This window comes from Collimonas arenae (genome assembly GCF_000786695.1).
GTDB classification, from domain to species: domain Bacteria; phylum Pseudomonadota; class Gammaproteobacteria; order Burkholderiales; family Burkholderiaceae_D; genus Collimonas; species Collimonas arenae_A.
In genome coordinates this window covers 2,416,592-2,442,952 of the sequence record NZ_CP009962.1, presented here as the reverse complement: position 1 = coordinate 2,442,952, position 26,361 = coordinate 2,416,592, and the positions used below count along the sequence as shown (strand labels likewise).

Annotated in this window: 26 protein-coding genes and 2 tRNA genes; 10 read left to right on the top strand and 18 right to left on the bottom strand. The window is 56.0% G+C overall.

The window, feature by feature from the left end; genetic code table 11:
• Nucleotides 1-57: 57 nt before the first annotated feature.
• Nucleotides 58-504, bottom strand: a complete 447-nt coding sequence (locus LT85_RS10945; RefSeq protein ID WP_038488510.1) for an RrF2 family transcriptional regulator — start codon at nt 502-504, stop codon at nt 58-60.
• Nucleotides 505-859: 355 nt separating this feature from the next.
• On the opposite strand from LT85_RS10945, the gene LT85_RS10940 reads away from it, so the two are divergent.
• From LT85_RS10940 to LT85_RS10925, 4 genes are read left to right on the top strand one after another with little or no spacing between them, the layout of a single operon-like run.
• Nucleotides 860-1,387 (top strand): Csu type fimbrial protein, encoded by a 528-nt coding sequence (locus LT85_RS10940; RefSeq protein WP_052135060.1) that lies wholly within the window; start codon nt 860-862, stop codon nt 1,385-1,387.
• A 35-nt stretch (nt 1,388-1,422) separates the two neighbouring features.
• On the top strand, nt 1,423-2,178 hold the full coding sequence (locus LT85_RS10935; protein WP_253273714.1) for a fimbrial biogenesis chaperone: 756 nt from the start codon (nt 1,423-1,425) through the stop codon (nt 2,176-2,178).
• Nucleotides 2,129-4,534, top strand: coding sequence for a fimbria/pilus outer membrane usher protein (locus tag LT85_RS10930; RefSeq protein ID WP_038488505.1), 2,406 nt, complete (start codon nt 2,129-2,131; stop codon nt 4,532-4,534). The genes LT85_RS10935 and LT85_RS10930 overlap by 50 nt, the downstream gene beginning before the upstream one ends.
• Nucleotides 4,531-5,565: a Csu type fimbrial protein gene (locus tag LT85_RS10925; RefSeq protein WP_052135059.1), complete on the top strand. Its 1,035-nt coding sequence runs from the start codon at nt 4,531-4,533 to the stop codon at nt 5,563-5,565. Before LT85_RS10930 ends, LT85_RS10925 begins: the two co-directional genes overlap by 4 nt.
• A gap of 155 nt (nt 5,566-5,720) precedes the next feature.
• Here LT85_RS10925 and aceB read toward each other — a convergent pair whose 3' ends face one another.
• On the bottom strand, nt 5,721-7,307 hold the full coding sequence (gene aceB, locus LT85_RS10920) for a malate synthase A (RefSeq protein WP_038488504.1): 1,587 nt from the start codon (nt 7,305-7,307) through the stop codon (nt 5,721-5,723).
• A gap of 370 nt (nt 7,308-7,677) precedes the next feature.
• Here aceB and LT85_RS10915 point away from each other — a divergent pair, with 370 nt between their 5' ends.
• On the top strand, nt 7,678-8,583 hold the full coding sequence (locus LT85_RS10915) for a LysR family transcriptional regulator (protein ID WP_038488494.1): 906 nt from the start codon (nt 7,678-7,680) through the stop codon (nt 8,581-8,583).
• Nucleotides 8,584-8,928: 345 nt separating this feature from the next.
• Nucleotides 8,929-9,627, top strand: coding sequence for a TerC family protein (locus LT85_RS10910; protein WP_052135058.1), 699 nt, complete (start codon nt 8,929-8,931; stop codon nt 9,625-9,627).
• 76 nt (nt 9,628-9,703) lie between these two features.
• Here LT85_RS10910 and fghA read toward each other — a convergent pair whose 3' ends face one another.
• The 4 genes from fghA to alr all read right to left on the bottom strand — a co-directional run bounded on the left by fghA (nt 9,704) and on the right by alr (nt 14,318).
• Nucleotides 9,704-10,552, bottom strand: coding sequence for an S-formylglutathione hydrolase (gene fghA, locus LT85_RS10905; RefSeq protein ID WP_038488491.1), 849 nt, complete (start codon nt 10,550-10,552; stop codon nt 9,704-9,706).
• A gap of 1 nt (nt 10,553) precedes the next feature.
• Nucleotides 10,554-11,660, bottom strand: a complete 1,107-nt coding sequence (locus LT85_RS10900) for an S-(hydroxymethyl)glutathione dehydrogenase/class III alcohol dehydrogenase (protein WP_038488487.1) — start codon at nt 11,658-11,660, stop codon at nt 10,554-10,556.
• A 109-nt stretch (nt 11,661-11,769) separates the two neighbouring features.
• Nucleotides 11,770-13,140: a DNA repair protein RadA gene (gene radA / locus LT85_RS10895; RefSeq protein ID WP_038488484.1), complete on the bottom strand. Its 1,371-nt coding sequence runs from the start codon at nt 13,138-13,140 to the stop codon at nt 11,770-11,772.
• Nucleotides 13,141-13,241: 101 nt separating this feature from the next.
• On the bottom strand, nt 13,242-14,318 hold the full coding sequence (gene alr / locus LT85_RS10890) for an alanine racemase (RefSeq protein WP_038488481.1): 1,077 nt from the start codon (nt 14,316-14,318) through the stop codon (nt 13,242-13,244).
• A 188-nt stretch (nt 14,319-14,506) separates the two neighbouring features.
• Between alr and lplT the strand changes: the two genes are divergently transcribed.
• Nucleotides 14,507-15,769 carry a lysophospholipid transporter LplT gene (gene lplT, locus LT85_RS10885; protein ID WP_038488478.1) on the top strand — a complete coding sequence of 421 codons (1,263 nt, stop codon included), beginning with the start codon at nt 14,507-14,509 and terminating at the stop codon, nt 15,767-15,769.
• Between the two features lie 88 nt (nt 15,770-15,857).
• Here the strand turns inward: lplT and LT85_RS10880 are convergent, their stop codons facing one another.
• From LT85_RS10880 to tsaB, 5 genes are all read right to left on the bottom strand, one after another.
• Nucleotides 15,858-16,676, bottom strand: a complete 819-nt coding sequence (locus LT85_RS10880; protein WP_038488475.1) for a hypothetical protein — start codon at nt 16,674-16,676, stop codon at nt 15,858-15,860.
• A 124-nt stretch (nt 16,677-16,800) separates the two neighbouring features.
• Nucleotides 16,801-17,790, bottom strand: coding sequence for a DUF1853 family protein (locus tag LT85_RS10875; RefSeq protein ID WP_253273713.1), 990 nt, complete (start codon nt 17,788-17,790; stop codon nt 16,801-16,803).
• Nucleotides 17,771-18,679, bottom strand: coding sequence for a uracil-DNA glycosylase (locus LT85_RS10870; RefSeq protein WP_038488472.1), 909 nt, complete (start codon nt 18,677-18,679; stop codon nt 17,771-17,773). The genes LT85_RS10875 and LT85_RS10870 overlap by 20 nt, the downstream gene beginning before the upstream one ends.
• On the bottom strand, nt 18,676-19,161 hold the full coding sequence (gene rimI, locus LT85_RS10865) for a ribosomal protein S18-alanine N-acetyltransferase (RefSeq protein ID WP_038488470.1): 486 nt from the start codon (nt 19,159-19,161) through the stop codon (nt 18,676-18,678). Before rimI ends, LT85_RS10870 begins: the two co-directional genes overlap by 4 nt.
• Complete coding sequence (tsaB, locus tag LT85_RS10860) at nt 19,158-19,868, bottom strand: tRNA (adenosine(37)-N6)-threonylcarbamoyltransferase complex dimerization subunit type 1 TsaB (RefSeq protein WP_038488467.1); 711 nt, start codon at nt 19,866-19,868, stop codon at nt 19,158-19,160. Before tsaB ends, rimI begins: the two co-directional genes overlap by 4 nt.
• 80 nt (nt 19,869-19,948) lie before the next feature.
• On the opposite strand from tsaB, the gene LT85_RS10855 reads away from it, so the two are divergent.
• A complete protein-coding gene (locus LT85_RS10855) occupies nt 19,949-20,371 on the top strand; it encodes a thioredoxin family protein (protein WP_038488464.1) in 423 nt (140 codons plus the stop codon).
• 206 nt (nt 20,372-20,577) lie between these two features.
• Here the strand turns inward: LT85_RS10855 and LT85_RS10850 are convergent, their stop codons facing one another.
• The 3 genes from LT85_RS10850 to LT85_RS10840 are packed head-to-tail and all read right to left on the bottom strand — an operon-like array spanning nt 20,578 to nt 22,677.
• Entirely contained in the window at nt 20,578-21,492 is a 915-nt protein-coding gene (locus LT85_RS10850) for a LysR family transcriptional regulator (protein WP_038488461.1), read from the bottom strand.
• A 42-nt stretch (nt 21,493-21,534) separates the two neighbouring features.
• Nucleotides 21,535-21,873, bottom strand: a complete 339-nt coding sequence (locus tag LT85_RS10845; RefSeq protein WP_038488458.1) for a hypothetical protein — start codon at nt 21,871-21,873, stop codon at nt 21,535-21,537.
• Nucleotides 21,874-21,927: 54 nt separating this feature from the next.
• Complete coding sequence (locus LT85_RS10840; protein ID WP_038488455.1) at nt 21,928-22,677, bottom strand: ABC transporter ATP-binding protein; 750 nt, start codon at nt 22,675-22,677, stop codon at nt 21,928-21,930.
• A gap of 64 nt (nt 22,678-22,741) precedes the next feature.
• Between LT85_RS10840 and LT85_RS10835 the strand changes: the two genes are divergently transcribed.
• The gene (locus LT85_RS10835) at nt 22,742-23,389 is read left to right on the top strand and encodes an arylesterase (RefSeq protein ID WP_253273712.1); all 648 of its coding nucleotides are present in this window, start codon (nt 22,742-22,744) and stop codon (nt 23,387-23,389) included.
• A gap of 82 nt (nt 23,390-23,471) precedes the next feature.
• On the opposite strand, the gene LT85_RS10830 is transcribed toward LT85_RS10835, so the two are convergent.
• The 4 genes from LT85_RS10830 to LT85_RS10815 form a co-directional block, all read right to left on the bottom strand.
• Nucleotides 23,472-25,400, bottom strand: a complete 1,929-nt coding sequence (locus tag LT85_RS10830) for a SurA N-terminal domain-containing protein (protein ID WP_038488449.1) — start codon at nt 25,398-25,400, stop codon at nt 23,472-23,474.
• A 153-nt stretch (nt 25,401-25,553) separates the two neighbouring features.
• Nucleotides 25,554-25,630: transfer RNA gene (locus LT85_RS10825), tRNA-Asp, on the bottom strand.
• Nucleotides 25,631-25,682: 52 nt separating this feature from the next.
• Nucleotides 25,683-25,758, bottom strand: a tRNA-Val gene (locus LT85_RS10820).
• Between the two features lie 91 nt (nt 25,759-25,849).
• Nucleotides 25,850-26,122 (bottom strand): HU family DNA-binding protein, encoded by a 273-nt coding sequence (locus LT85_RS10815; protein WP_038495832.1) that lies wholly within the window; start codon nt 26,120-26,122, stop codon nt 25,850-25,852.
• A 31-nt stretch (nt 26,123-26,153) separates the two neighbouring features.
• Here LT85_RS10815 and LT85_RS26540 point away from each other — a divergent pair, with 31 nt between their 5' ends.
• The gene (locus LT85_RS26540; RefSeq protein WP_156117493.1) at nt 26,154-26,333 is read left to right on the top strand and encodes a hypothetical protein; all 180 of its coding nucleotides are present in this window, start codon (nt 26,154-26,156) and stop codon (nt 26,331-26,333) included.
• Nucleotides 26,334-26,361: the final 28 nt, after the last annotated feature.

Here is a 26,361-nt window from a genome sequence, read left to right as displayed (position 1 = left end):
TACTACAATTAGATTAAAAAAATGCGCCGCCAGGCGGCGCTCCGGCCTTCAGTAGAATCAGGCAATTGCCATCGGCTGGAAATGCATGCGCGCAATCACGGTAGAGGTAGGCGGCGAGACCAGTTCGGCCAAGCTGTGCCGGTTCATGCCAGCGTAGAATTCCCGCTGGCCGATATCCAGCACGCGCTTCAAATGACAGCTGCCGCGCAGTACGCAAGGCGGCTCATCGCAATCTACCAAGCCCTTGTCTCCTTCCAGCGCACTCAGGATATCGCCCAGATGCAGGCTGGCCGGCGCTTGCGCCATCCGCAAGCCGCCGTTGCGGCCCGGCGTCGCACTGATCCATCCCAGCTTGACCAGGCGATTGACGACCTTGTTCAGATGGTTCTTGGGAATATCGAACTGGACGGCCAGCTCGCCCACGGTAATCATGCCCTGCTCCGGAGTTGCCGCCAGATACATCAGGACGCGCAAACCGAAATCAGTGAATTTGGTGAATTGCATGGCTCTGCTCCCTGCTGAATGAAGGCGGGGAATATTTCCGCGATGGGACCATTATATTATTGTTGCATTACAAATGCAACAATTAACTGCCAGCCTTCTCGCATGATATTCATTGACTCCGACAAGAAATTTTATAATTTACTGGCACTCATATGTTTTCAATAAAAAACCAAATGTTACTTGACGACGCTTCCTTTAAGGCCTCAATATAATCACAAGCGAATATTTCACTGAGGAAAATATCTAACGGTGAATGTTCCACAAAAAAATATCCAAGTTATTGCAATGGTGGCGAGCTGGAAAACTGATGCTAGTTCGAGGTTTTTCTTAAAAATACCCATTGGGAGATGACGTCATGTCGTGCAACAAGATACTGTTTGCCTCCGCTTTACTTGTCACTGGTGGTTTTGTTCTTCCTGCCACTGCCGCCAGCCCAGCCACGGCCACCTTCCAGGTGTTGATCACAATCCAGAAGGCATGTTCCGTGACGGCTGGCGCCGCTTCCAACATCAATTTAGGCACAGTGAGTTCCAGTGCCGTGAATACTACCGGCACCAACACTATCAGCGTGACATGTTCAAAACTTACGCCGTACTATGTTGGCCTTGCGCCGTCAGCCGCCAACGGCGGCACCACTACCGGCAGTGGCGCCATGAGTACGACCGATGCGATTTCTGCTGACTTGGTGCCGTATCAACTGAATCAAACTAGCGCCACGGGTCCTGTGTGGGGCAACACAGCCACCTCGACCACGGTCGGCAATGGAGTAGCCGGCACCGGTACCGGCCTGCCGCAATCGCTGAACGTCTACGCCACGGCTGCCAGCGCCAATTTCACGCCGGACAGCTATGCCGATACCGTCACCGTCAACGTGAACTTCTGATTTCTTCCATAAAACACGCCTGGTTGCGATATGCATTGTGCGGCAGTCTGCTGATCTGCCTGCTAGCTGCCGTCGGAAAAGTTGACGCCAGCGGCTTGCAGGTAGCACCTACTACCGTCAGCCTGAAGGCTACGCAAAACGCCGACGGGCTATGGCTCAGCAACACCGGCGACAACGTGGTGCATGCACAGGTACGCGTATACCACTGGACGCAAGACGGCCAGGGCGATCAGCTTACGCCGTCTCGCGGCCTGGTGATCAGTCCGCCGATGCTCGAGCTGGGAATTGGCGAACGCCAGCTGATCCGGATCATCCGGACCGGTGCGCCACCCAATGGTGCCGATGCGGTGGAAGATGCCTACCGGCTGGCGATTGACGAACTACCGATCGACACGTCAGGCAAAAAAGAACAGCAGTTCGACACACCAAGCAAGAAGGGACTGCAGTTTGTGTTGCATTACTCGGTCCCCATTTTTGTCGAACCTGTAGCGACTTCTATTGCTCCATCGCAGCTGCAATGGAGCCTGGAACGCGATGGCGATCATGTGATGCTGGTGGTCAGCAATCGCGGTGGCAGCCATGCCCAGCTGGCCGGATTGAATTACGTCGATCCCACCGGTCGTCGCACTGAAATCACCCCAGGCTTGCTTGGCTACGTTCTACCCGGCGCAACCATGCGTTGGATGCTCAAGCCATCCGCAGCAGTCTTTGCCGCTGGCGGCACTCTCGAGGCGATGATCAATGGTGCGAAGAGCGCGCAACATCTTTCGCTGGCCGACCGCTCTCGCTGAGCTCATTCTGCTGCAAAGCTTGCTTGTTTCCGGCAGCTATGCCGCCGATACGGCCACAGCAGACCAGGTAGCACATACCAAGCTTATCTCCGTCAATAGCGATAGCGTAGTTCGTCTCGGCGGCACCGATCTGTACCTTGAAGTCACTCTCAATGGCGCCGACGGTGGCCTCGTACATTTCGGCTACCTTAACGGTGAACTATGGGCCAGTACCGAGACTCTGCGCCAGATTGGTTTCGTCCTGCCGGCCAATACACCGGATCCGGTACGCCTGGGCGGCATGCAAGGGGTGGAAGTCAACTATGAAGCCAGTCGCCAGGCCGTGACGATCAATGCGCCCTTGCAAATACTCAAGCTGGACACGACAGTGCTCAATGCGCCTGAGAACAACCGCCCACGCGCCACAGCCTCGCCCGGCGTCCTGTTGAACTACAACATCTACGGCACCGGTGGCCAGAACGGTAGCAGCAGCGTGAGCGCGTTCACCGAAATACGCGCATTTAACGACAGTGGCGTACTGAGTTCCACTGCCCTCTCACAGGCTACCCGCAGCGCTGGCGATCACTGGCAAAACCGTTCCGTGCGCCTCGATACCAGCTGGAGCACTTCGTTTCCGGACAGCCGGTTGACCCTGCGGATCGGCGACACATTGACCGACGCATTGTCTTGGTCGCGCGCCACCCGCATCGCAGGTGTACAACTGGGTACCAATTTCGCCTTGCAGCCCTATCTGATTACGGCGCCGCTGCCGTCATTCATCGGTTCCGCCACTTTGCCGTCCAATGTGCAGTTGTATGTCAACGGCATCCAGCAATATAACGGCAAGGTACCGGCCGGACCGTTCCAGCTCAGCACGATTCCCAACATCAGTGGCGCAGGCAACGCGCAGGTGGTACTGACCGATACACTGGGCCGCAGCACCACACTCAATTTCTCGTTGTACGACGAACACCGGCTGCTGCAGAAAGGGTTGTCCGACTGGTCGGCGGAATTCGGCGTAGTGCGCGAAAACTACGGGCTGGAATCGTTCGGCTATAGCCATGACCCCACCGGCAGCGGCACCTGGCGCTACGGCGTCAGTAACAACATGACGATGGAAGCGCATGCTGAAGCCACCCGCGGCCTGATCAACGCGGGCGGCGGCGGTGCCTTGTTGCTGGGCAGCGCCGGCGGCGTGGTTTCCGGATCGCTGGCCCGCAGCGACCATGCAGGCCAAAGCGGTACGTTGTACTCGCTGGGCTACAGCTGGCGCAACGACCGCTTCAATTTCAGCGGTAGCGGAATTCGTACCACAGGCGACTACAGCGACGTGGCCACACTCTACGGCCCGCCGCCGCCCAGCGTCAGCGCGCAGATGGCAGCCGGTTACAGCACCAAACACCTAGGCAACTTCAGCCTTAGCTACATACACCTGCGCTACCCGTTGCAGGACGCCACCCGCTATGTCAACGCAAATTGGTCCAAATCCATGGGACAGTCAGCGTCGCTGAGCCTGAACCTCAATCAGAATCTGGATAAGGCGGCGGAACGAAGCGTCTTCCTGGTCGCTACCTTCTCGATGGAGCGCAATGTGACGGTAAGCAGCAGTCTGCAGCACGATAGTACTGGCACTGGCCTGGTCCTCAATGCGAGCCAGTCGCCGCCGAGTGAGGGCGGCCTCAGCTGGCGCGCAGCATTGCGCCAGGGTGATAAGCAGAACGGCGGCCAGGGCGAGCTGGACTACCTGGGCCGCTATGGCCAGGTGCAAGCCGGCGTCAACGCCGTTGGCAACACGCGCTACGGATATGCAGGCGCCGACGGCGCGCTGGTGTTGATGGGTAGCGATGTCTTTGCGGCGCGGCATATCAATGATGGTTTCGCCGTGATATCCACCGATGGCGTCGCCAAGGTGCCGGTGAAACTTGAGAACAACCTGATCGGCACAACCGACAGCCGCGGCATGCTGCTGGTCTCGCCGCTGAATGCCTATCAGAACAACCAGATCAGCATCGATCCCATGGATCTTCCTGCGGATGTACGGATCGATCGCGTCAAGGCGCTTGCCACGCCGACCGACCGCGCCGGGACTCTGGTGCACTTTGGCATCACGCCGATACGCGCCGCCTCGGTGATTCTGCATGGCGCCGAAGGCGAGCCGTTGCCGCTCGGCAGCCAGGTGACCATCAACGGCCAGAGCAGTAACGGCGCGATAATCGGGTTCGATGGTACGGTCTATCTGGATACGTTGGATGAACACAACACGCTCATCGTGCATATGCCCGCCGGGGATTGCCGGGCAAGCTTCGATTATCACAACGAGAGCAAGACCATTCCTGCGATCGGTCCTCTGCTTTGTCACAAGGACGCATTGCCATGAGCAATCACTTTAAACGCATGATGCTGTTCGTTCTGCTGCTACTCGGCAGCGTCAGCCTGCCAAGCTCGGCCCTGGCCCAGTCAGTCAATTGCCCCAACCCCACCATCGCTAACGTTCAGTTCGGCACCATCGATTTCGCAACCGGAACCGTCAATGTCAGCGGCTCGGTCGCTTGGTCCTGTACTAGCACGGGAATCTTGGGACTTATTTTGTCTCCCCAGGCTAACATCGCGATGTGCCTCAATCTTAATACCGGCACCGGTGGCGCGCAGGCCAATCCACGTTTGCTAAGTAGTGGCAGCAATACGCTGAACTACCAGATATACACCAATGCTGGAGATAGCCAAATATGGGGTTCCACCGCAACGCCGACAACGCCGACACCGCTGCTTATTCCAGTGAGCATTCCGGCCGGCCTGCTCTTCTCAACCACTGTCAATGGCAATACGCCGTTCTACGCACAACTACCTGGCACACAGACGAGCGCGCCGGCGAGTACTTATAACAGCACGCTGGGCGTCGCGGTCAGTGGCTCTTACACTCTCAACGCCAACACGCCACTGAGCTCTTGCTCGAGCGGCACAACCGTACTCAATACTGGCAGCGCCACGTTTGTCACGTCCGCGACAGTCCAAAAATTCTGTCTTGTCACCACCAATAACGTCAATTTCGGTGCAATTCCGTCGACTGCGGTCAACACCACTGCCAGCAGCAGCATCAACGTGACGTGCACCAATGGCACGCCTTATTTCGTAGGCCTTTCACCCTCAAACGCCAACACCGCTGGAGCTGGCGTCATGTCGGGTTCCATCGGCGGCAACACCGACAAGGTGCCTTACCAGCTCAGTTCCACGCCAGGCCCCAGCGGAACGGTATGGGGCAACACAGCGACTTCGACGACGGTGGGTAATGGCAAGGCGGGGACGGGAACAGGTCTGGCCCAGCCACTGAATGTCTACGCGACCGTACCGGGCGCCAATTACAGGCCCGACAGCTACTCCGATACCGTTACCGTCAATGTGAATTATTAGACACCCTGCTCTCACTTGGCCAGGCAAGTTGGATTGCCACGTTCATTTTTTCGCACACAAATGGTGTCGGACAGCTACTCGAATCAAAATAAAAAAGCCGGTCGTATGACCGGCTTCTTTCTCAGGCAAACGGCTCACCGAGCCGCAGGGCGGATTTAGATTTCTTCGTACAACGGCAACGTCAGGAACTCTGCAAAAGAAGCCGAAGTCGACATTTCCTCAAAGATCTTGGCTGCGCGGTCATAAGTAGCGCCTTCGCCCACCAGCGCCTTAACCTTGAGCAGTTCTTCCGGAATCATCGCAACGACCATCTCGGCTGTCACCTTACGGCCATCCTCCAGCACACCCTTGGTCGAGCGGATCCATTGCCAGACTTGCGCGCGGCTGATTTCGGCGGTAGCAGCATCTTCCATCAGGTTGTGGATCGGTACGCAACCGTTACCGGCCAGCCAGGCACCGAGGTAGTGGATGCCGACGTTGATGTTGTAGCGCAGGCCGGCTTCGGTGATTGGCGCTTCCGGCTTGAAATCGAGCAGGTCGGCGGCGCTGACATTGACGTCTTCGCGCTGCTTGCTGATCTGGTTCGGCTTGTCGCCCAGCACTTTCTTGAATTCGGTCATGGCCAATTCAACCAGTCCAGGATGGGCAACCCAGCCACCGTCGTAGCCGTCGGTCGCATCGCGCGCCTTGTCGGTACGAACGCCGCCCATGGCAATATCGTTCTTTTCCGGATCGTTCTTGATCGGGATCAGTGCGGCCATACCGCCGATCGCCGGCGCATTGCGCTTGTGGCATGTCTTCAGCAGCAGCAACGCATAGGAGCGCATGAACGGCGCAGTCATGGTGACCTTGGCGCGATCAGCCAGGCAGAAATCCTTGTCCAGCTTGAACTTCTTGATGCAGGAGAAAATGTAATCCCAGCGGCCGGCGTTCAGGCCAGAGCTGTGCTCGCGCAGTTCGTACAGGATTTCATCCATCTCGAAAGCAGCCAGGATGGTTTCGATCAGCACGGTAGCCTTGATGGTGCCTTGCGGCAGGCCGAGTTCGTTTTGCGTCATCACGAAGATATCGTTCCACAGGCGTGCTTCCAGATGCGATTCCATCTTCGGCAGATAGAAATACGGACCGGCGCCGCGCGCCAATTGCTCCTTGGCGTTGTGGAACATAAACAGGGCGAAATCGAAAATACCGCCCGAGATGCGCTTGCCGTCGACCAGCACATGTTTTTCATCCAGGTGCCAACCGCGCGGACGCACCACCAGAGTCGCGACCTTGTCATTGAGCTTGTAGGATTTACCGTTCTGTTCCAGCGAAATGGTTTTGCGTATTGCGTCGCGCAGATTGATCTGGCCGGTGATCTGGTTATCCCAGACCGGCGAGTTGGAATCTTCGAAGTCGGTCATATAACTGTCAGCGCCCGAATTAAAGGCGTTGATGACCATCTTGCGCTCGACCGGGCCGGTGATTTCGACGCGACGGCATTCCAGCGCTGCCGGGATCGGTGCGATCTTCCAGTCACCGTTACGGATATGCGCGGTTTCAGGCAGGAAGTCAGGACGCTCGCCAGCATCCAGGCGCTTGGCGCGCTCGACACGCACAGCCAGCAGTTCCTGGCGGTGTACTTCGAAAGCACGGCTCAGCTTGGCGACCAGCGCCAGCGCGTCCGGGGTCAGAATTTCCGCGTAGCCAGCTTCGATCGCGCCGTTGATTTCCATTCCTGCTGGCAGTGTCAGTTGCGTCATGCTCTACTCCTGTTAGTTCTATGAATTGTTCAGTTTCTTCTACCGCTCACACAACTTAGAGGCTGTTGCAAACACACCTGGAGTTGTTGCTCCTCCTAGCCGTACTACTCGTACTGTCTTCGTCGGAGCGCCTAGCCATCTGTGTTTGCAACAACCTCTTATATTGTGCGGCGCTACATTCCGTTTTTTACCATGTCGGCTATGCAAAATCCCGAATGGCATTATCTAATTTTTACGCTATATAGTATATTTAAACTAAATCATCATAGGTTGAACGATTTATCATTTGATCTATGCGTTTTAGTCACAAGTGGGCCGCAATGAGCTTATCACAGCACTGACTTTCCACAAATCGAGGCAACCGTACGCAGTGGACCAATTCAAGCAAATCTCAACGTTTGTCGAGGTAGCCGCCAAAGGCAGCCTGTCTGCCGCGGCCCGCGCCGAAGGCATCGCTCCAGCCATGATCGGACGCCGCCTGGATGCGTTAGAGGAAAGGCTCGGTGTGAAGCTTTTGCAACGCACCACGCGCAAGATCGCGCTGACCAATGAAGGCGAAGCCTTCCTGGAGGATTGCCAGCGCATCTTGTCCGACCTGGAAAATGCCGAGTCCGCCGTCTCCGAGCGCAGCGCCCACGCCAGCGGCCATCTCCTGATTTCGGCCCCGGCGGGTTTCGGACGGCAGCACGTGGCGCCGCTGATGCCCTCTTTTCTCACCGAACACCGCGACGTCACCCTGACCCTTAACCTGAACGACCGCGTGGTCGACCTGATTGGGGAAGGCATCGACGTCGCCATCCGCATTGCCTCCTTATCGGATTCGTCGCTGGTCGGCGCCAAGCTGGCGGACAACAAACGCATCGTGGTGGCCTCTCCCGCCTATATCAAACGTCATGGCAAACCGGGAACCGTAGATGACCTGCAAAAGCATAACTGCCTGGCGATCAGCAGCGAAGGCAGCCAGCGCGGCTGGAGCTTCCGCCAGAACGGCAAGATCGTCACCGTCAAGGTAGAAGGCAACATGGTCTGCAACGATGGTCAGGTGCTGCACGACTGGGCGCTGGCCGGCAAAGGCCTGGCCTGGCGCTCGATGTGGGAAGTCGGCAGCGAGATCGAATCCGGCAAGCTGGTGACGGTGCTGGACGAATTTGCAGCGCCGGGCAACGATATCTACGCGGTGTTCGCGCAACGGCGGCACCTGCCTCTGCGGATCCGGGTATTTGTCGACTTTTTGCGACGCGCTTACGCCCAGCCGGACTATTGGCGCAAAGGTTGAGCAAAAAATCCTTTCGTCTCTACGGATTGATATATAATTTGCGGTCGTTGCACAGCTTCTGGCGTGCAACACCCTCTCAAAGGGGAGTAGCTCCTAAACATTGCACTGGTTGACGGATATCATTCACCGGCCGCCCCAATGTTTTGCAAGGTAGTCGTCATCACGGAACAGGCACACTGCCTGCACCCGGTTACCTTGGCAGCAACGCTGTTGAGCAAGACCTTTGTCAGCATGGATACCATGCAGGCAAAGTGTCGCAGTCCTCGCCACTCCTGTTGTTATCCATGCTTGAGGTTATTCGCTAACCCTGTTGGAGACTTTATGGATTTTTCTGGATTACTTTCAATGCTCGGCATGGCTGACTGGACGTTGGGTTCATTCTTCACCGCGCTGCTGGCAATTATCATTATCGATCTGGTGCTGGCGGGTGATAACGCCATCGTCATCGCGATGGCTGCGCGCAGCCTGCCTGAACATCTGCGCCGCAAAGCCATTATCTGGGGTACCGGAGGCGCAGTCATTGCCCGCGTGCTGATGACTATCGGCGTGGTCTGGCTACTCAAGGTGCCTGGCCTGCTGCTGGTCGGCGGTCTCGCCCTGCTCTGGATCGCCTACCGCTTATTGACCCAGTCCGATGACGGCGAAGCCCATGGCGTGAAAGCGACCACCATGGTCGCAGCATTGAAAACCATCATCATTGCAGATACCGTGATGGGTATCGACAACGTGCTGGGTGTGGCGGGCGCCGCCAAAGGCAGCATGGCGCTGGTGATTATCGGCCTGCTGATTTCAGTGCCTATCATGGTCTGGGGCTCGACCCTTGCGCTGAAACTGATCGAACGCTTCCCGCTGACGATCTTCATCGGCGCCGCGATCCTGGTGTACACCGCGATGCACATGATCGTTGCCGAGCCAGTCCTGCGAGCATTCTGGGATAGCCTGCCAGGACTCAACTATGCTGCTTACGTAGTGGGTTTTGTGGTTGTGTTGGGCGGTGGCTGGCTGGCCTCAAAGCGACGCGGCGATACCAAGGTCGCCGAGTAATATCGAAGGCAAGATTGAAAAATCAAGAAGGACTGTCTTGAAAACTCCGCCCGACCAGGCGGAGTTTTTTTTCGACTCATGATTCTGCAGAAAGTATCTTATGGTGAAAAGCCAGATGATCCTCGGTCAGGGTCGAAATGAAATAATAACCATGGTCATAGGCCGCGTGGCGTCGCAGCGTCAAGCGCTGCCCCGCCTGCGCGCAAGCCGCCTCAAACTGCTCCGGCAACAACTGTTCAGCCAGGAATTTGTCCCCCAGGCCCTGGTCAATCAGAATCTCTTGTGGAAACGGCTTGGACAAACCCAGCATCAGTTGCGTTGCATCGTAGTCACGCCAGCCGGCCTGACCTGCTCCCAGATAGTTGTTGAATGCCTTTTGACCCCACGGACAAAGACTGGGCGCTGTAATTGGCGCAAACGCCGACACGGAACGATATACATCCGGATTGCGCAACGCCAGCACCAATGCGCCGTGACCACCCATCGAATGGCCGAAAATGCCGATGCGGTCCGCCCGCGCCGGGAATTCTCGCACTATCGTTTGCCGCAGCTCATGCAACACGTACGAATACATCCGGAAGTGCGCCGCCCATGGCGCTTGCGTTGCATCCAGGTAGAAGCCGGCGCCATTGCCGAAATCCCAGCTATCGCCCACACCTTCGATCCCGGTATCGCGCGGACTGGTATCCGGCGTCACAAGCATAATGCCGTGTTGCGCCGCATACCGCTGCGCGCCGGCCTTGACCATGAAGGTCTCTTCGGTGCAAGTCAGTCCGGCCAGGAAAAACAGTACCGGCACCGCACCAAGTCTGGCCTGCGGCGGCTGGAACACGGAAAACCGCATCGGCAAGCCGATCTCCGCCGAAGTGTGCCGATAGAATCCCTGCGTACCGCCGAAGCAGGCATGTTCGCTGACCAGCTCCATCTTAATAAATCACTACCGAACGGATCGATTCGCCACTCTTCATCAGGTCGAATCCTTCATTGATGCGCTCCAATGGCAAGCGGTGCGTAATCAGGTCATCGATATTCAACTTGCCGTCCATGTACCAGTCGACGATTTTCGGCACGTCGGTACGGCCGCGGGCGCCGCCAAACGCCGAGCCTTTCCAGACACGGCCCGTCACCAGCTGGAACGGCCGGGTGCTGATTTCCTGCCCGGCGGCGGCCACCCCGATCACGATCGACTGGCCCCAGCCCTTGTGGCAACATTCCAGCGCCTGGCGCATGGTGGTGGTGTTGCCGATGCATTCGAAGCTGTAATCGGCGCCGCCGTCGGTCAGGCCGATGATGGCATCGACCACGTTTTTTTCTTCCTTGGCATTGATGAAATGGGTCATGCCGAACTTGCGCGCCATCGCTTCGCGCGCCGGATTGATATCGACGCCGATGATCTTGTCGGCGCCGACCATGCGTGCTGCCTGGATCACGTTGAGGCCGATGCCGCCAAGGCCGAACACCACCACATTGGCGCCTGCTTCCACCTTGGCGGTGAACAGCACCGCACCCACGCCGGTAGTCACGCCGCAACCTATATAGCAAACCTTGTCGAACGGCGCATCTTCACGGATCTTGGCCAGCGCGATTTCCGGTACCACGATGTAGTTGGAAAACGTTGACGTTCCCATGTAATGGAAAATCGGCTTGCCGTCGATCGAGAAACGGCTGGTGGCGTCTGGCATCAAGCCACGGCCCTGGGTCGAACGGATCGACTGGCACAGATTGGTTTTTTGCGACAGGCAGAATTTGCACTGACGGCATTCCGGCGTGTAGAGCGGAATCACGTGATCGTTCTTTTTCAGACTCTTGACGTCGGGACCGACATCCACCACCACGCCGGCGCCTTCGTGGCCCAGGATAGACGGGAAGATGCCTTCCGGATCGGCGCCGGACAAGGTGTAGTAATCGGTGTGGCAAATCCCGGTGGCCTTGATCTCCACCAGCACCTCACCGGCGCGCGGGCCACCCAGCTCGACTTCTTCGATAGTCAGTGGCTGACCGGCTTTCCATGCAATGGCTGCTTTGGTTTTCATGTTCTGTCCTTGGTTATCTTGATGGATGCTGAATCGTGTCCGTACTTTGTCCGCACTTTACGCGGGCAAAACTTCTCTCATCATGCCTTCAATCAAACGATCTTGCTCATTATTCAGCGTCGCGTATTTTGCTCAAAGCGTCATCGATGCGTTCCACCGAGATCACTTTCAAACCTTCAATATCTTGTTTCGGGGCATTCGATTTCGGGATCATGGCGATCGAAAATCCCAGCTTGGCCGCTTCCCGCAAGCGCTCCTGGCCGCGCGGCGCAGGGCGGATTTCTCCGGCCAGGCCGACTTCGCCAAACACCACCAGTCCACGCGGCAACGGCCGGTTGCGCATCGACGAATTAATCGCCAGCAACACTGCCAGATCGGCGGCCGGTTCGGTGATCTTGACGCCCCCCACCGCGTTTATGAATACGTCTTGATCAAACGCTGCGATGCCTGCATGGCGATGCAGCACCGCCAGCAACATCGCCAAACGGTTCTGCTCCAAACCGACTGACAAGCGGCGCGCGTTCGGCACGTGCGAGGCGTCGACCAAGGCTTGAATCTCAACCAGCAAAGGACGTGTTCCCTCTTGCGTCACCATCACGCAAGAACCCGGCACCTGGTTATCGTGCTGCGACAGAAACAAAGCGGAAGGATTGGATACGCCTTTCAAGCCTTTTTCAGTCATCGCGAAAACGCCGAGTTCATTGACTGCGCCAAAACGGTTCTTGATCGCTCGTACAAGGCGGAAACTGGAGTGGGTATCGCCTTCGAAGTACAACACGGTATCGACGATATGTTCCAGCACGCGCGGACCGGCCAGCGCGCCCTCTTTGGTGACGTGGCCGACCATGATGATAGTAATGCCGGATTGCTTCGCGATACGCGTCAGCTGCGCCGCACATTCACGCACCTGCGCTACCGATCCAGGGGCCGAACTGAGCGCATCGGAATAGACCGTCTGGATTGAATCGATGACCGCCACGTCCGGCTTGTGATCCACCAGCGTGTTGATGATTTTTTCAAGCTGGATTTCAGCCTGGAACTTGAGATCCCTGGCATCCACCACCAGTCGCTTGGCGCGCAATGCGATTTGCGCACCCGACTCTTCACCGCTGACATACAGGACTTTTTTGATCTTCGACAGATTCGCCAGCGCCTGCAATAGCAAGGTCGACTTACCGATCCCCGGATCGCCGCCGATCAACACCACGCCGCCAGCAACCAAACCGCCACCCAGCACCCGGTCGAACTCCTCGATGCCGGTGCCGAAACGCGGCACGTCAATGGCGTCAATATCGGCCAACGTCATTACCGGCGCGGCTTGCGCCAGGCCCTGATGCTGATTTGAAAAACGGTTGCCAACAGCCTCTACAATGGTTTCCACCAAGGTGTTCCATTGCCCGCACGACGGGCACTGGCCGGTCCATTTATTGGCGACGCCGCCACATTCGGTACAGGTGTAATTGGTTTTAGCTTTGGCCATTCAATTCTGCAATTCTGTAAATAACTGTTTTGTCCACGGAAGACACAGGAAAATTCCTGCCATCCCCCTTACTTTCAGTGTCCGCTGCTATCTTGCGATTTTTACGACTCCACCACTTTAACCCGTGAAGCCAGAGCGCACATCAACTCATAGCCAATGGTGCCGGCGGCATGCGCCACCTCATCGATCGGCAAGCCGTGACCCCATAAGGTGACGGCGCTGCCGACTGCGGCGCCGGGTACATTGGTCAGGTCAACCGAAAACATGTCCATCGATACCCGACCGACGGTAACCGTGCGCACGCCATTGACCAGCACCGGCGTACCGTTCGGCGCGTGGCGCGGATAGCCATCAGCGTAGCCGCAGGCAACTGTCCCGACAATCATCGGCGCGGCGGCAACAAAACGGCTGCCATAACCGATTGCCTCACCCGCACCGATGCGCTGGACGCCTATGATCTGGCTACTGAGCGTCATGGCCGGTTTCAGCCCGAATTGTTCGGCGCTGGCGCCGCCAGGCGTTGCGCCATACAACATGATGCCGGGCCGTACCCAATCCGACTTCAATTCAGGATGCATCAAATCGGCGGCGGAATTGGCAATGCTGCGCTCTTCGTCGAGGCCCATCGCACCCTGCTCGAACTGTTGCACTTGTTGCTGCAATGGCAAACCTGGATTGAGGGGATCATCGGCGTTGGCAAAATGGGTCATCAGGGTGATCTTGCGCACCCCGGCAATCGCCCGCAACCGCTGATACGCCGCGCGGTAGACTTCAGCCTTGAAACCGAGCCGGTTCATGCCGCTATTCATTTTCAGATGTACATCCACCGGCCCTGACAAGGCCGCACGTTCCAGCAGCAGGATCTGTTCCGGTGAATGCACGGCGAAATCCAAGCCCGCCTGCATTGCCGTCGCCAAATCAGCCGCATCGAAGATGCCTTCCAATAGCAGAATCGGTTTTTGCCATCCAAGCTCGCGCAAGCGCAGTGCATTTTCAGGCTCGATCAAAGCCAGTCCGTCGGCTTCTGCAAAACCGCGCATCCCTCTCTCCAAGCCATGACCATAAGCATTTGCCTTGACCACCGCCCAGATTTTCGCGTTCGGGGCATGCGATTTGGCAATACGCAGATTGTGCTGCAGCGCAGAAATTTCTATGGAAGCAACGAGGGGTCTGGGCATGTATGGACGGTGTTTGCGAGGGTTCTAAGAGTCGTCTATTTTACCGGATGCAACGATCGCAAAGGATTGGCAATTCTCCAATAATTTCACTGAACGTTTTATCTTTTGCATCTCTCATAATCACGGATCGGTCATATTTTCATGGTATAAAGCAGGCCGGGGACACATTGTTACATTCTGGGATGCGGATGAATCGCGGTTTTTACACCATCATGGCGGCGCAGTTTTTTTCTTCGCTTGCCGACAACGCCCTATTCATAGCGGCAATCGCCTTACTGGCAGAAATATCCTCGCCGGATTGGATGACGCCACTATTAAAGCTGGTATTTGTTTTGTTTTACGTGCTTTTAGCTGCTTTTGTCGGCGCTTTTGCCGACTCAATGCCAAAAAGCCGGGTCATGTTCATCACCAACATGGTCAAGATTTTCGGTTGCCTGCTGATGTTCGCGGACGTCCATCCCTTGATTGCCTACGGCATCGTCGGTTTCGGCGCAGCTGCCTACTCCCCCGCCAAGTACGGTATCCTCACAGAACTGTTGCCGCCAGAAAAGCTGGTTGCTGCCAACGGCTGGATCGAAGGCTTGACCATGGCCTCTATCATATTTGGCACCGTCCTCGGTGGCTTCCTGATCAGCCCGCACGTTGCCTCGATCCTGCAGCAGCTGCATATACCGGTTATCGACTGGCACTTGAATACCCCGACTCACGCGGCCCTGACCGTCATCGGCTTCCTGTACCTGGTCGCTACGATCTTCAATCTTAAAATCCCCGATACCGGCGCCCGTTATCCCAATCAGCAGCACAGGCCAAGCAAGCTGATCATCGACTTCGCCAATTGCTGCTCGATCCTGTGGAAAGACAAGCTCGGCCAGATTTCGCTGGCAGTCACCACCTTATTCTGGGGTGCGGGCGCAACGCTGCAATTTATCGTGTTGAAATGGGCCGAGAAATCGCTTGGCATGCCGCTCGACAAGGCCGCGATCCTGCAAGGCGTGGTGGCGTTTGGTGTCGCTATAGGCGCCGTAGCAGCAGCGCGCATGATTCCCTTGAAAAAATCTCTGACAGTGATGCCAGTCGGCGTAGCGATGGGCATAGTCGTAATGGCCATGACCGTGGTGCATTCAGTCTGGATCGCCTATCCGCTGCTGATCCTGATCGGCGCCCTGTCCGGTTATTTCGTCGTACCGATGAATGCCCTGTTGCAACATCGCGGCCACGTATTAATGAGTGCCGGCCACTCGATCGCGGTGCAAAATTTCAATGAAAACCTGTCTATTCTCACCATGCTTGTCCTGTACGCACTGATGATCAAGATCGACCTGAACGTGAACGTCGTGATTTTCCTGTTTGGCCTGTTTGTCGCCGGCATCATGCTGCTGATCATGCGCAAGCATGCCGCCAACCAGCGCGAGCATGATTCGCTGGCGTTAATTGGTGAAAGCAAACACTAGCGAAGTGACGAAAATGCGGACAACAAAAAAGCAGGCTTGCCCGCTTTTTTGTTCTCTAATTCTGTTACGGCTAAAGCAAACCGGGCAGTTAAAATTCTTTCTGTACTGTTAGCGAACCGGAAATACCATTCCACGAGCCAGAATACCCATTGGGCGCGTTTATATGAGTTCCGCTCAGGCCGGGTGTAATGTTCCAGCTTTTGATTGGCGTATAGCGCAACTCTACACCACCTCCTGCGGAGCTAAAACTCGGAGCACCCATGTACTCGTCGTAGCGATTGCCACGTATGAACGGTACGACGGCAATTTGCCGCGATGCCTGCCATATCAGGTAAGCACCATAACCGGTATTGTTCGGACCGCCCTGGCGTCGCATAAAACTTGCCGACAGCACCGTCTTGATCGCCGGTGTGAATGTATGCAGGTAACTTACTTCGCTATCGACGAATCCAGAGAAGCCACTATGGCGCAGCAAGGAAAACCGGAGCAATACTTCGTTACTACCGTCGGCGCTCTTGAACACACGATATTTCAACCCGAATGTTGCATCGTTAAACCCTTTTTCTCCATTAAAGCTGCTGGATTCGCGCTCTTCCCCATAGCTGTAATGCACGTCGGTACGATTGCGTAAAACATAGGGGAGACCGGCAAACAATTCAAAACCGTAACCCAAGCCGACATTACCGTTAAAAAATGCCTGGCTAGTGTAACTACGCTCCTCTATTGAAGTCCCAGGCGCATAAACACTGGTATTGGACGACGTACTGCGGCCGCCTGACAGGCTACCATCCAATGCAAATTGCCCCTGATCCCGGATGGTAAAGCGCGAGATGATGTCATCGGCCTGAGCGGCTGACGAAAAAAAAACACCTGCCAGTGCTGTGATGACTATAGCTAACTTCCTCATTTGTTCCCTATCAATTGCTGTAATGTTTTTTTGAAATATTTTGTTACAAACACATTATGTAGGGAACAATATTGATTGAAAAGAAATTATTGGTTTTGGGTAATCTGGAGATGGCACAAACTGCCTATCGACTGGCATGACGCTGAGCGACGGCCCGCCCGGCCCAGTCATCCGGCACGATAAAACCGCGTTCTGTTTCCAGGCAATACTCACCTTCCAGTTGCAATGTCGCCAACAGCACCGGCGCGGCGTCGCTCGCAAAATGTTGCAACAACGCCTGCCGCGCTTGCGCCGCAGTGAGCGCATCTGCCAGCGTTACCTTGGCCGGCGCCAGCCAGCGCTGGCGCGGTAATAGTTGATATAACGCGGATTCGTTCAGCGCCAGCGCTGACAACGACCGCCAATAGCCGCGGCAGGCGCTGGCGGATACTCCCAGAACCGAAGCCGGATACAGGTGATCCAGAAAAAACAGCCAACCTTTCACCAGCGCCTGCGTCGAAACGACAGGCTCAGTGAGATGAATCTGGGCTGCGGGGTGTTGCGACAACGCCAGTTGGCGCTTCAAGATCTTTTGCATTTTTGCGCCAAGCGAATCGGCCAGGTTCGGCCCCAGGAAATCATCGGCCTGCAAACTGCCGGCGCTGGACTCCAGCAAATAGAACTTGGTTGCAAATTCCCAGTGCACCAGATCGCCATGCAGCCGCAACAGGAAATCGAACTCGCCTATCGTATCGTTTTTACTGGCGCGGACCTGGACACTGTGCGCCACAAGCAACTGTCGCTGCTCAAAATAAAAAGCCAGAAGTTTTTCCGCATACAGGCCGAGACGAGTAGACGGCAGACTGCCAATATAGCTATGCAAACCCTGCAGTTTTTGCGGCACCTGATCCAGTTCGCCCAACCAAGAAGCCAGGTCGGGATCTGTATAAGTGGCAATCTGACCTTGCCATTGGACTGCGTGCGGATCAAGCAAGTCCGGCGCATCCAGCAGCCATGCCAATGCGCGGACATGGGGATCAAGCAGATGATTCCAGCGACGATGAAATTGTTCCTGATAGGAAGCGGAACCGATCATCGCGAAAGCACCCGCAAACTCATTCTGCGATACCGGCATAGGTGCTCATTGCCAAGCAGAGATCGCTCCAGACTTTGCCTTTGTCAGCTAACTGTCGCAGCAGATAGGCAGGATGGTAGGTCACGATAAGAGGTCGCTCCGCATAGCGATGAACACTACCGCGCAGCTTGGAGACTGGAGTGCTCGGATCCAGTCCCAGCAAGGACAATGCTGCGGTCTTGCCCAAGGCCACCAACACGGTCGGCTGGATCAGTTCGATCTGGCGTTGCAGATACGGCAGGCAAGCAGCGACCTCATCGGCGGCCGGCGGCCGGTCGCGGCCGGTTGCATCGGTCGGACGGCATTTGACAATATTGGCGATGTAAGCATTCTCGCCGCGCGCCAGACCCATCGCCAGCAGTATATTGTCGAGCAGCTTGCCGGCAGGCCCGACAAAAGGCTCACCCTGGATATCCTCATTGCGGCCCGGCCCTTCACCGATAAACAACCATTTCGCCTTATTGTTTCCGACACCGAACACGGTATTTTTACGCCCGCGGCAAAGCCCGCAGGCTGTACATCCCGCCACGGCTGTTTGCAATTGCGGCCAGTCCATCACGGACGGCGAATGCACCGCCGGGACCTGTGCTGGCATCGAGGGTGGCGGTGGCACGACAGGCACGACAACGTCATCGTCATTCCAGGCCGGGAGCGAAGTATCTATCACCGGTGCGACATTCACCGCAACCGGTTGCATTACAGCTGCATCAATTTGTTCCTGCCGATCCGAAACAGCGATGACCGGCGAAGCAATTTCCTCGGCGGCAACCAACTGCGGCGCAATGCCTATCTCGTCCAGCGCCACCTCAACCGTACTTTCACGTTGCAGCCAAAGCGGCCCCAGGCCGATCTCATCAAGGAAAATACTGCGTCTAGTCATTCCGTTCATAAAGACAACCTCATGACGATGGCCTCTTCGCGCTTGTCGCCCGCTGCAGGATAATAATCACGGCGCCGGCCGATTTCGGCGAAACCATAGCGCTGGTAGATCTCGATTGCACGCGTGTTGGACGGTCGTACTTCAAGCAACACCGACTGCATCTGCGACTGATGCGCCAGGATACAGACTTTATCTAGCAGCATCTTGCCGATGCCCCGCCTGTGCATATCGCCATGAACGCTGATATTCAGCAAATGGGCTTCGTCCAGCGCCCCCATCATGAAAAAATAACCCAGCAACGCTCCGCCGGCGTCACGCAGCACCCAACATTGATAACCGCTCTGGATCGAATCGATGAAATTGCCATGCGTCCAGGGATGGGAATACACACTCTTCTCAATCGCCAACACTTCATCTAGGTCTTCGACACGCATCGCGGCAAACGCCAGCGGCCGCTGCAATCCCGGCGACGGCTTGGGACTCGCGCTCATGACTGCACCTTGGCAGCACGTTCGGCGGTAGTCAGCGCTACCTTGTTACGCAAGTACAAAGGTTGTGCTTCCACCGCACTTAAGCTTTGCCCTTGGACGAAAGCAAGGTTGCCCAGATAAGCGATCTGACGTGCATTCGGCATCACATCCGGCAAGCCGGCAGCGGCAAACGGCATCGCTGCAAAGGCCTCGGCATAGGCCGCCAGGCCATTGCCGCAGGCTTGCAGCTGTTTGCCTTGCGGCCCTACAGGCAAGGGCGCAACGACGGCAGGCGCAGACAAAGTCGGCTCTACCAGCACTTGCCATTGATTGTCGGCAAAGCGGTATTGCGCCCAGTAGACCTCGCCCATGCGCGCATCCAGTATCGCCAGCACTTCGTCGGCGCCGTTCAGCTCGCGGCAGGCCTGCGCCATGGCCGCCAGCGTCACCACCGGCAACACCGGCAAGTCAGCGCCAAACGCCAGCCCCTGGACAATGCCGCAGGCGGTACGCACTCCAGTGAACGAACCGGGGCCCACGCCGAACGCCAACGCGTCGCAATGCGCCAAGCTGATGCCGGCTTCGGTCAGCAAGCTTTGTACCATCGGCAAAATGGAAAGGGAATGTGTTTGAACACCGGCAGATTCGCGGGTAATCACCTGACCGTCGCGCAATAAAGCAGCAGACGCCAGTTCGGTAGATGTTTCGATGGCAAGAATAGTCGGCATAAGCGGTATTTTACCGCGCCGGGCGGTGCTCTGATTGCTATTCGACCAGAATCTGGCGTAGTCACGGTAAAATACCGCCTATGCTGATCCTGACTCTCGACAATCACAATCACTTGCAACTTGCCGATATCCTCAGCGACGATGGCTGGGTGGTGGCTTGCCTGTGCGCCGCATGGTGCGGCAGCTGCCGGGAATATTTTGCCAATTTTACGGCGCTGGCGCAACGCCATCCGCAAGTACAATTTGCCTGGATCGATATCGAGGATCAGGCGGACCTGGTCGGAGATCTGGATGTCGACAACTTTCCCACCTTGCTGATCCAGCGTGGAGATATAGTGACGTTCCTGGGTCCGGTTGAAATGGATCTGCGCCTGGCGGAGAGGATCCTGCAAGCGCAAATGGCTAAGAGCACCGAAGAGTTGCAGGCAGAAGCCGGTAGCAGTGATGAACGCCGCCAGTGGCAACAGGAGGGTAATTTACTGCGGCGGCTGAGGGACAACTAAGAGGCTGTTGCAAACACACCTGGCGTTGTTGCCCTTGCAGGACTCACCCGGGCTTGCAAGCCGGGGCGTTCCGCAGGCAGACGACAATGTCGTCTGAAAACCCTGCTACGCCCTCCTTGCCGTACTACTCGTACTGCCTTCGTCGGAGCGCCTAGCCATCTGTGTTCGCAACAGCCTCTAAGTTCCTGCGCTGCCGAGGGTTCCATTTAGGATTCGAGCCAGGGATCGCAATCCGGTTGTGGAAATTGCGCCATCATGAAATCGACAAAACTACGTACCTTGGCCGATAGCAAGCGCCTGCTCGGATACACTAGGCGTACCGCCACCTTATTGATTTGAAAATCCTGCAGCACCCTTACCACGCGCCCTGCCGCCATGTCATCACCCAGCGTATATGAGCTACGCAAGGCGATTCCCATCCCTGCCAGCAGGCAATGGCGCAGCAACTCAGTATTGTTCGACATCACTTTACTGGTGATCGGGATGACCGAGGTGCCTTCCGCAGATTGGAAAGTCCAGTGATGGCGCAAATGTTCCAATGAAAAATTCAGGCAGGCGTGGTGCGCCAGATCCTCTGGCACCTGCGGTGCGCCATGTTCCGCAATATAGGCTGGCGAAGCACATAACAGCACTTCGGCGATGCCCAGCTGGCGCGCCACCATGCTGACATCGAATTTCTGGTTGACCGAAAAAATCCCGACATCGAAACCTTCTTCGATCAGATCGACGGTACGATCCGACAAAGTCACATCCAGCTGGACATCCGGATACTGCTTTGAATACAGCGGCAACAAACGCGCCAACTGGGTCTGGCCGAAACCAATCTGTGAATAGATATGCAGGGTGCCAGCCGGGTTGGTCGAAAGTACCGAAGCGGCTGCCTCAGCCTCGTCAATCTCGTCCAGGATTTGCCGCACACGCTCCAGGTAAGCTTGCCCCGGCTCGGTCAGTGCCATCCTGCGAGTCGAGCGATGCAGCAGACGGATCCCGAGATGATTTTCCAGATCGGCGACAAGGCGTGTGACTACTGCATTGGACATGTCCAACACCTGGGCGGCGGCAACAAAGCTGCCCTGCTCCACTACCTTGGCGAATACCCGCATCGACTGCAAGCGATCCATCTTTTACTTCCCTTCTCTTTATTGCTTGGTCCAGCGAGTATGCTATTTGTTCAGCAACGCCATGAAGCTGACCACCAGCGCCAGTATCGCGACGCCGACACTCAGGCCGCACAGCAGATGAGCGCGCGCCAATTTTGCATCGGTTGCTTCTATCTCACGCTCCAGCAGCGGCAAGGCTGCCTTGAATTGCTCCGCAAGCGCCTTGATATCGACAGCATTTTGCAATGAAGCACTCTGCAGCTCAACCACCTGTTGCTGCAGAATCTGCACCTGGCTCTCTTCCGTATTCCCTTTGCGCCGGGTAAATACCGGCGCCGCCACCGAGATGATATCGCTGACATACGGAAGTATTGCTTTTGTTGCCGACAACCACGCTGACATGTGTTTCTCTCCAATTATTTACTACTTGCTTCAAACCCTGCAGATGATCTGGAACTACTGAAATATCTGCGCATCTGCCACGCTGGTATCGCCCGGACGCAACAGCCTGCCAGCCGCAATAGTGACGGTCTGGCGGCACTGCATGGCAATCGACGTATCGTGCGTCACGAGCACCAGGGTCGAACCGCGCTCCTGGTTCAGGTCAAACATCAGCTGGATCACGGCATCGCCGGTAGCGGCATCGAGACTGCCGGTAGGTTCATCGGCGAACAATAACGGCGGTTCGGTCACGAAAGCGCGCGCCAGCGCCACACGTTGCTGCTCGCCTCCCGACAGATACTTCGGATAATGCTGCAAGCGGCTGGCCAGGCCAACCCGCTCCAGCTTGGCTTGCGCCTTTTCCCGCGCATCCTTATCGCCGCGCAGCTCAAGCGGCAGCATGACGTTCTCCAGCGCGCTCAGGTGGCTCAGCAGCTGGAAGGACTGGAACACGAAGCCAAGTTTTTCCTTGCGCAAACCTGCACGCCCATCCTCGTCCAGTGCAAAAATATCACTGCCATCGATATGTACGGTGCCGGAAGACGGCGTATCGAGCCCCGCCAGCAGGCCGAGCAATGTCGACTTACCGGAACCCGAAGCGCCTACGATCGCCAGCGTGGTACCGCCCTGGACGTTAAAATTGATATCATCAAGAATCACCAGTTCGCCGCTGGCATCGGCAACGCGCTTGGTCAGGTGCTGGACATCGATGGCGGGAGCTCTGGGATTGACCATTGCAGGATTAACAGAAGAGGACTGAGGCATGCAGATTATCGACTCCGGGTTGGAGAATGGTTGTCAGAAACGGATTGTACGTAAGGTCAAGTCTATGGCCACGTCCATGGCCAAAACCGCCAGCAATCCACGGCGGGCGATCTTGCTGCTTGGCTTGCTGGGGCTAGTATGGACGAACAGCGCCTATTCTGCATCAAAATCGATCCTGGTGTTAGGCGACAGTCTTTCCGCAGAATACGGACTGGCCCGCGGCAGCGGCTGGGTCGCCCTGTTGCAGCAACGGCTAAGCACGGAAAAAATTGCGGCTACCGTCACCAACGCCAGCATCAGTGGTGAAACCACCAGCGGTGGAAAGACGCGCCTTCCCGCCCTGCTGCAGCACAAACCGGATATCGTCATCATTGAACTGGGCGCCAATGATGCGCTACGTGGCTTGCAGTTGAGCGCTACCGAAAACAACCTGCGCGCAATGATCAATGCAGCCCAGCAAGCAAAATCCAAGGTACTGCTGGTCGGCATGCGGATTCCGCCAAACTACGGCCGCGATTATACGGAAAAGTTCTTTTCTCAATTTGCTACGCTGGCCAAGCAAGCCAAAGTGCCCCTGGTACCGTTCCTGCTGGATGGCGTGGCAGACAAACCGGAACTGATGCAGGCTGACCGCATGCATCCTCTCGCCCAGGCACATCCGATCATCTTGAATAACGTCTGGCCGGAGCTGAAACCGCTGCTAACCAAATAAGCAATTAAGCAATTAGAAAAAATTGCTCATAAAAAAAGCCACTTTTTCAGTGGCTTTTTTTGTTAAGGCTTTCTTCAGCAGCTTACTTATCGTCGGTGCTTACGGGTGCCGCAACGATCGGTTTCAGGATCTTGACCTTGGCTTTCTCTTTCAAGACATCCACGTAAGCCAACAATTCCTGCTGCGCCAGAATCCCAGTGATCTGCTGTTGCTCCGCAACGCGGCGCGCTGCATCCTGGGTCGCCGGTTGTCCGACCTTACCTATACGGTACAAGCCATAACCTTGCTGCGGCAATACCACACCGATGTAAGCCGGCAATTTATTGACGTCAGCTTTCATTATCGCTTCAAACGCCAGCGGGTTGACGCCCTGGTTCTTGGTGCGCGAAACAGTTTGCGCGGCGGCAAAGCCGCTGGCGTTATCCTGCGCCTTCAAGGCGGCCAGCTTATCTTCGCCAGCTTTCTTGGCCAGCACAGCCTCTTCCGTACGCGTCACCTTGTCGCTGATAATTGCCTTGACCTCTTCAAACGCACGCTTGGTCACTGGCTTGTACTCGACGACATGGCCGGCAATGAAGGTGTTCGGCGCAATTTCGATCGCTTCGGTATTGTGCTTATTCTTCAGTGCCTCATTCGAATACAAGGCGGTCAAGAATTTCTGGTTATTGTACGGGACGGTAGGCGCAGCAGCAGGATTTGGCTGACGGCCAAGATTTGCAACAGTCTGGACTTGCAGATGCAGCTTGTCCGCCACCGGCTTCAAACTATCGGCCTGCTCATACACAGTATTGCTGAATGCTTCCGCCAGTTCGGCGAATTTGCGTGCAGCCAGCTGCTTCTTGATTTCCGCAGCGATATCCGTCTTGACCTCGTCCAGCGGCTTGATCTGGGCCGGCTTGATGCCGGTCAGCTCGATAATGTGATAGCCGAAATCGGATTGCACCAGATCGCTGATCTCGCCTTGCTTCAGTTTGTTTGCAGCATCTTCAAAAGGCTTGACCATTGAGCCTGCGGCGAAATAACCGAGATCGCCGCCCATTTCAGCAGAAGCTGTGTCCTGTGAATTCGCCTTGGCGATTTTTGCAAAATCTGCCGGCGTCTTGCGCACTTCCGCCAACAGGCTTTCCGCCTTGGCCTTGGCCGCGGCCTGCTCAGCGGCTGGCGCGTCTTTCTTCACCGAGATAAGGATATGACTGGCCCGACGCTCTTCCGCCACGGTATAGCGGCTGACGTTCTGGTCATAGTAAGACTTGATGTCGGCATCGCTGACCGTCACTTGAGCGGCGACCGCAGCGCTATCGAGCACCACATAATCTGCTTTGATCTGTTCAGGAATCTCGAATTCCTTCGGATTCTTGGCATAGTAATCCTGCAGCATGGCGTCCGTGACCTTGACCTGCGATGCATAATCGGCGGACTTGAACAGCAATTCTTGCACGTCGCGCTCTTGGTCATTGATATCAGACAAGCGGGTAGCGACAGTTTTCGGTGTAAAAGCGGTTGATTGCACAGCGCCGTTCAACTGCTGCATGGCCATGTCCTGGCGCAGACGGGCAGCGTAGCTAATCTGCGTCATGCCTTGCATAGCAAGCATTTGATCAAAAGTTTTGCTGTCGAATTTTCCGTCCGCACCGACCAAGTTCGGGAACTGGCCGAGGATGGTCTGCTGTATTGCCGAGTCACCGACTGTCAAATGCTCGCTGGTGACCGTTGCTGCCAGCACGCGTTGCGAAATCAAGTTATCCAGCACTGCTTGCTTGGCTTCCGGCGTTTCCATCATCGACGAATCGAAACGGTCGCCGTACGCCTGGCGCATGCGATCCATCTGCTGGCGCAATGCGTTGTCCAGTTCCGGCTGGGTGATAGGCTGGCCGGCGACCTTGGCTACAGTGTTGGCACTATCGCCAAAGCTGCTATAGCTTTGCAGCCCTACTAGAGCAAATGAAGGGATGATCAACAACAGCAGCAAGAACTGCATCAAGCGCTGATGGGTACGGACAAATTCAAACATGGTCGGCCAATCGAGATCAAGCGGCTAAGAAATGGGGTTGCAACAAGGGTGACAACAAAAGCTACAACATAACTGAATGCAACATATGAGGCAACACTACAAACCAATTGCACATAAGAAAAAAGGCGAACTTTCGTTCACCTTTTTGTATTTTGGCGGAGTGGACGGGACTCGAACCCGCGACCCCCGGCGTGACAGGCCGGTATTCTAACCAACTGAACTACCACTCCTAAACTGCTAGCAAACCTTATAAACAAATTCGCATTTTCTGCTTGACCATGTTGGTGGGTGCTGAGAGGCTCGAACTCCCGACCTACGCCTTGTAAGGGCGCCGCTCTACCAACTGAGCTAAGCACCCCACTTTATCGATGCTGCCCCAATACTTCCTGAACAATGCACGACAATCTAGCCAGTCAAACATCTGACGCTTGTCACCACGTCAAAGAACGCTAGTTTACAGCATCTTTCAACGCTTTGCCAGGCTTAAATTTAGGAACTTTCGCTGCTTTGATCTTAATTTCTTCTCCGGTGCGCGGATTACGGCCGGTGCGGGCCGCGCGTTTGCCTACAGAAAAGGTCCCGAAGCCAACCAGGGTAACGCTTCCGCTCTTTTTCAAAGTAGCTTTTACTGCCGCGATCACCGCATCCAGCGCGCGTGTCGACGCCGCTTTGGAGATATCTGCAGACTTGGCAATGTGATCGATCAATTCAGTTTTGTTCACGTAGGTCTCCTCAAGTGAATGGAAATTCGATATGCGATTTTTAAGCATGCCATTTCCGGCAGGTATAAAAAGGCTCGCATTGGGCGCGAAAAATATCGCAGATGAAGTGCAGAAAAAAATCTGCGAGTCCGTATTAAACAAGCCGCAAAGCCTTGTGTCAAGCCGCAGGCAGCCGTTACAGGCAATGTTTAACCTGATTTTACAAACTTGATATGCTCAGCATCGGCATGCGGACGCAC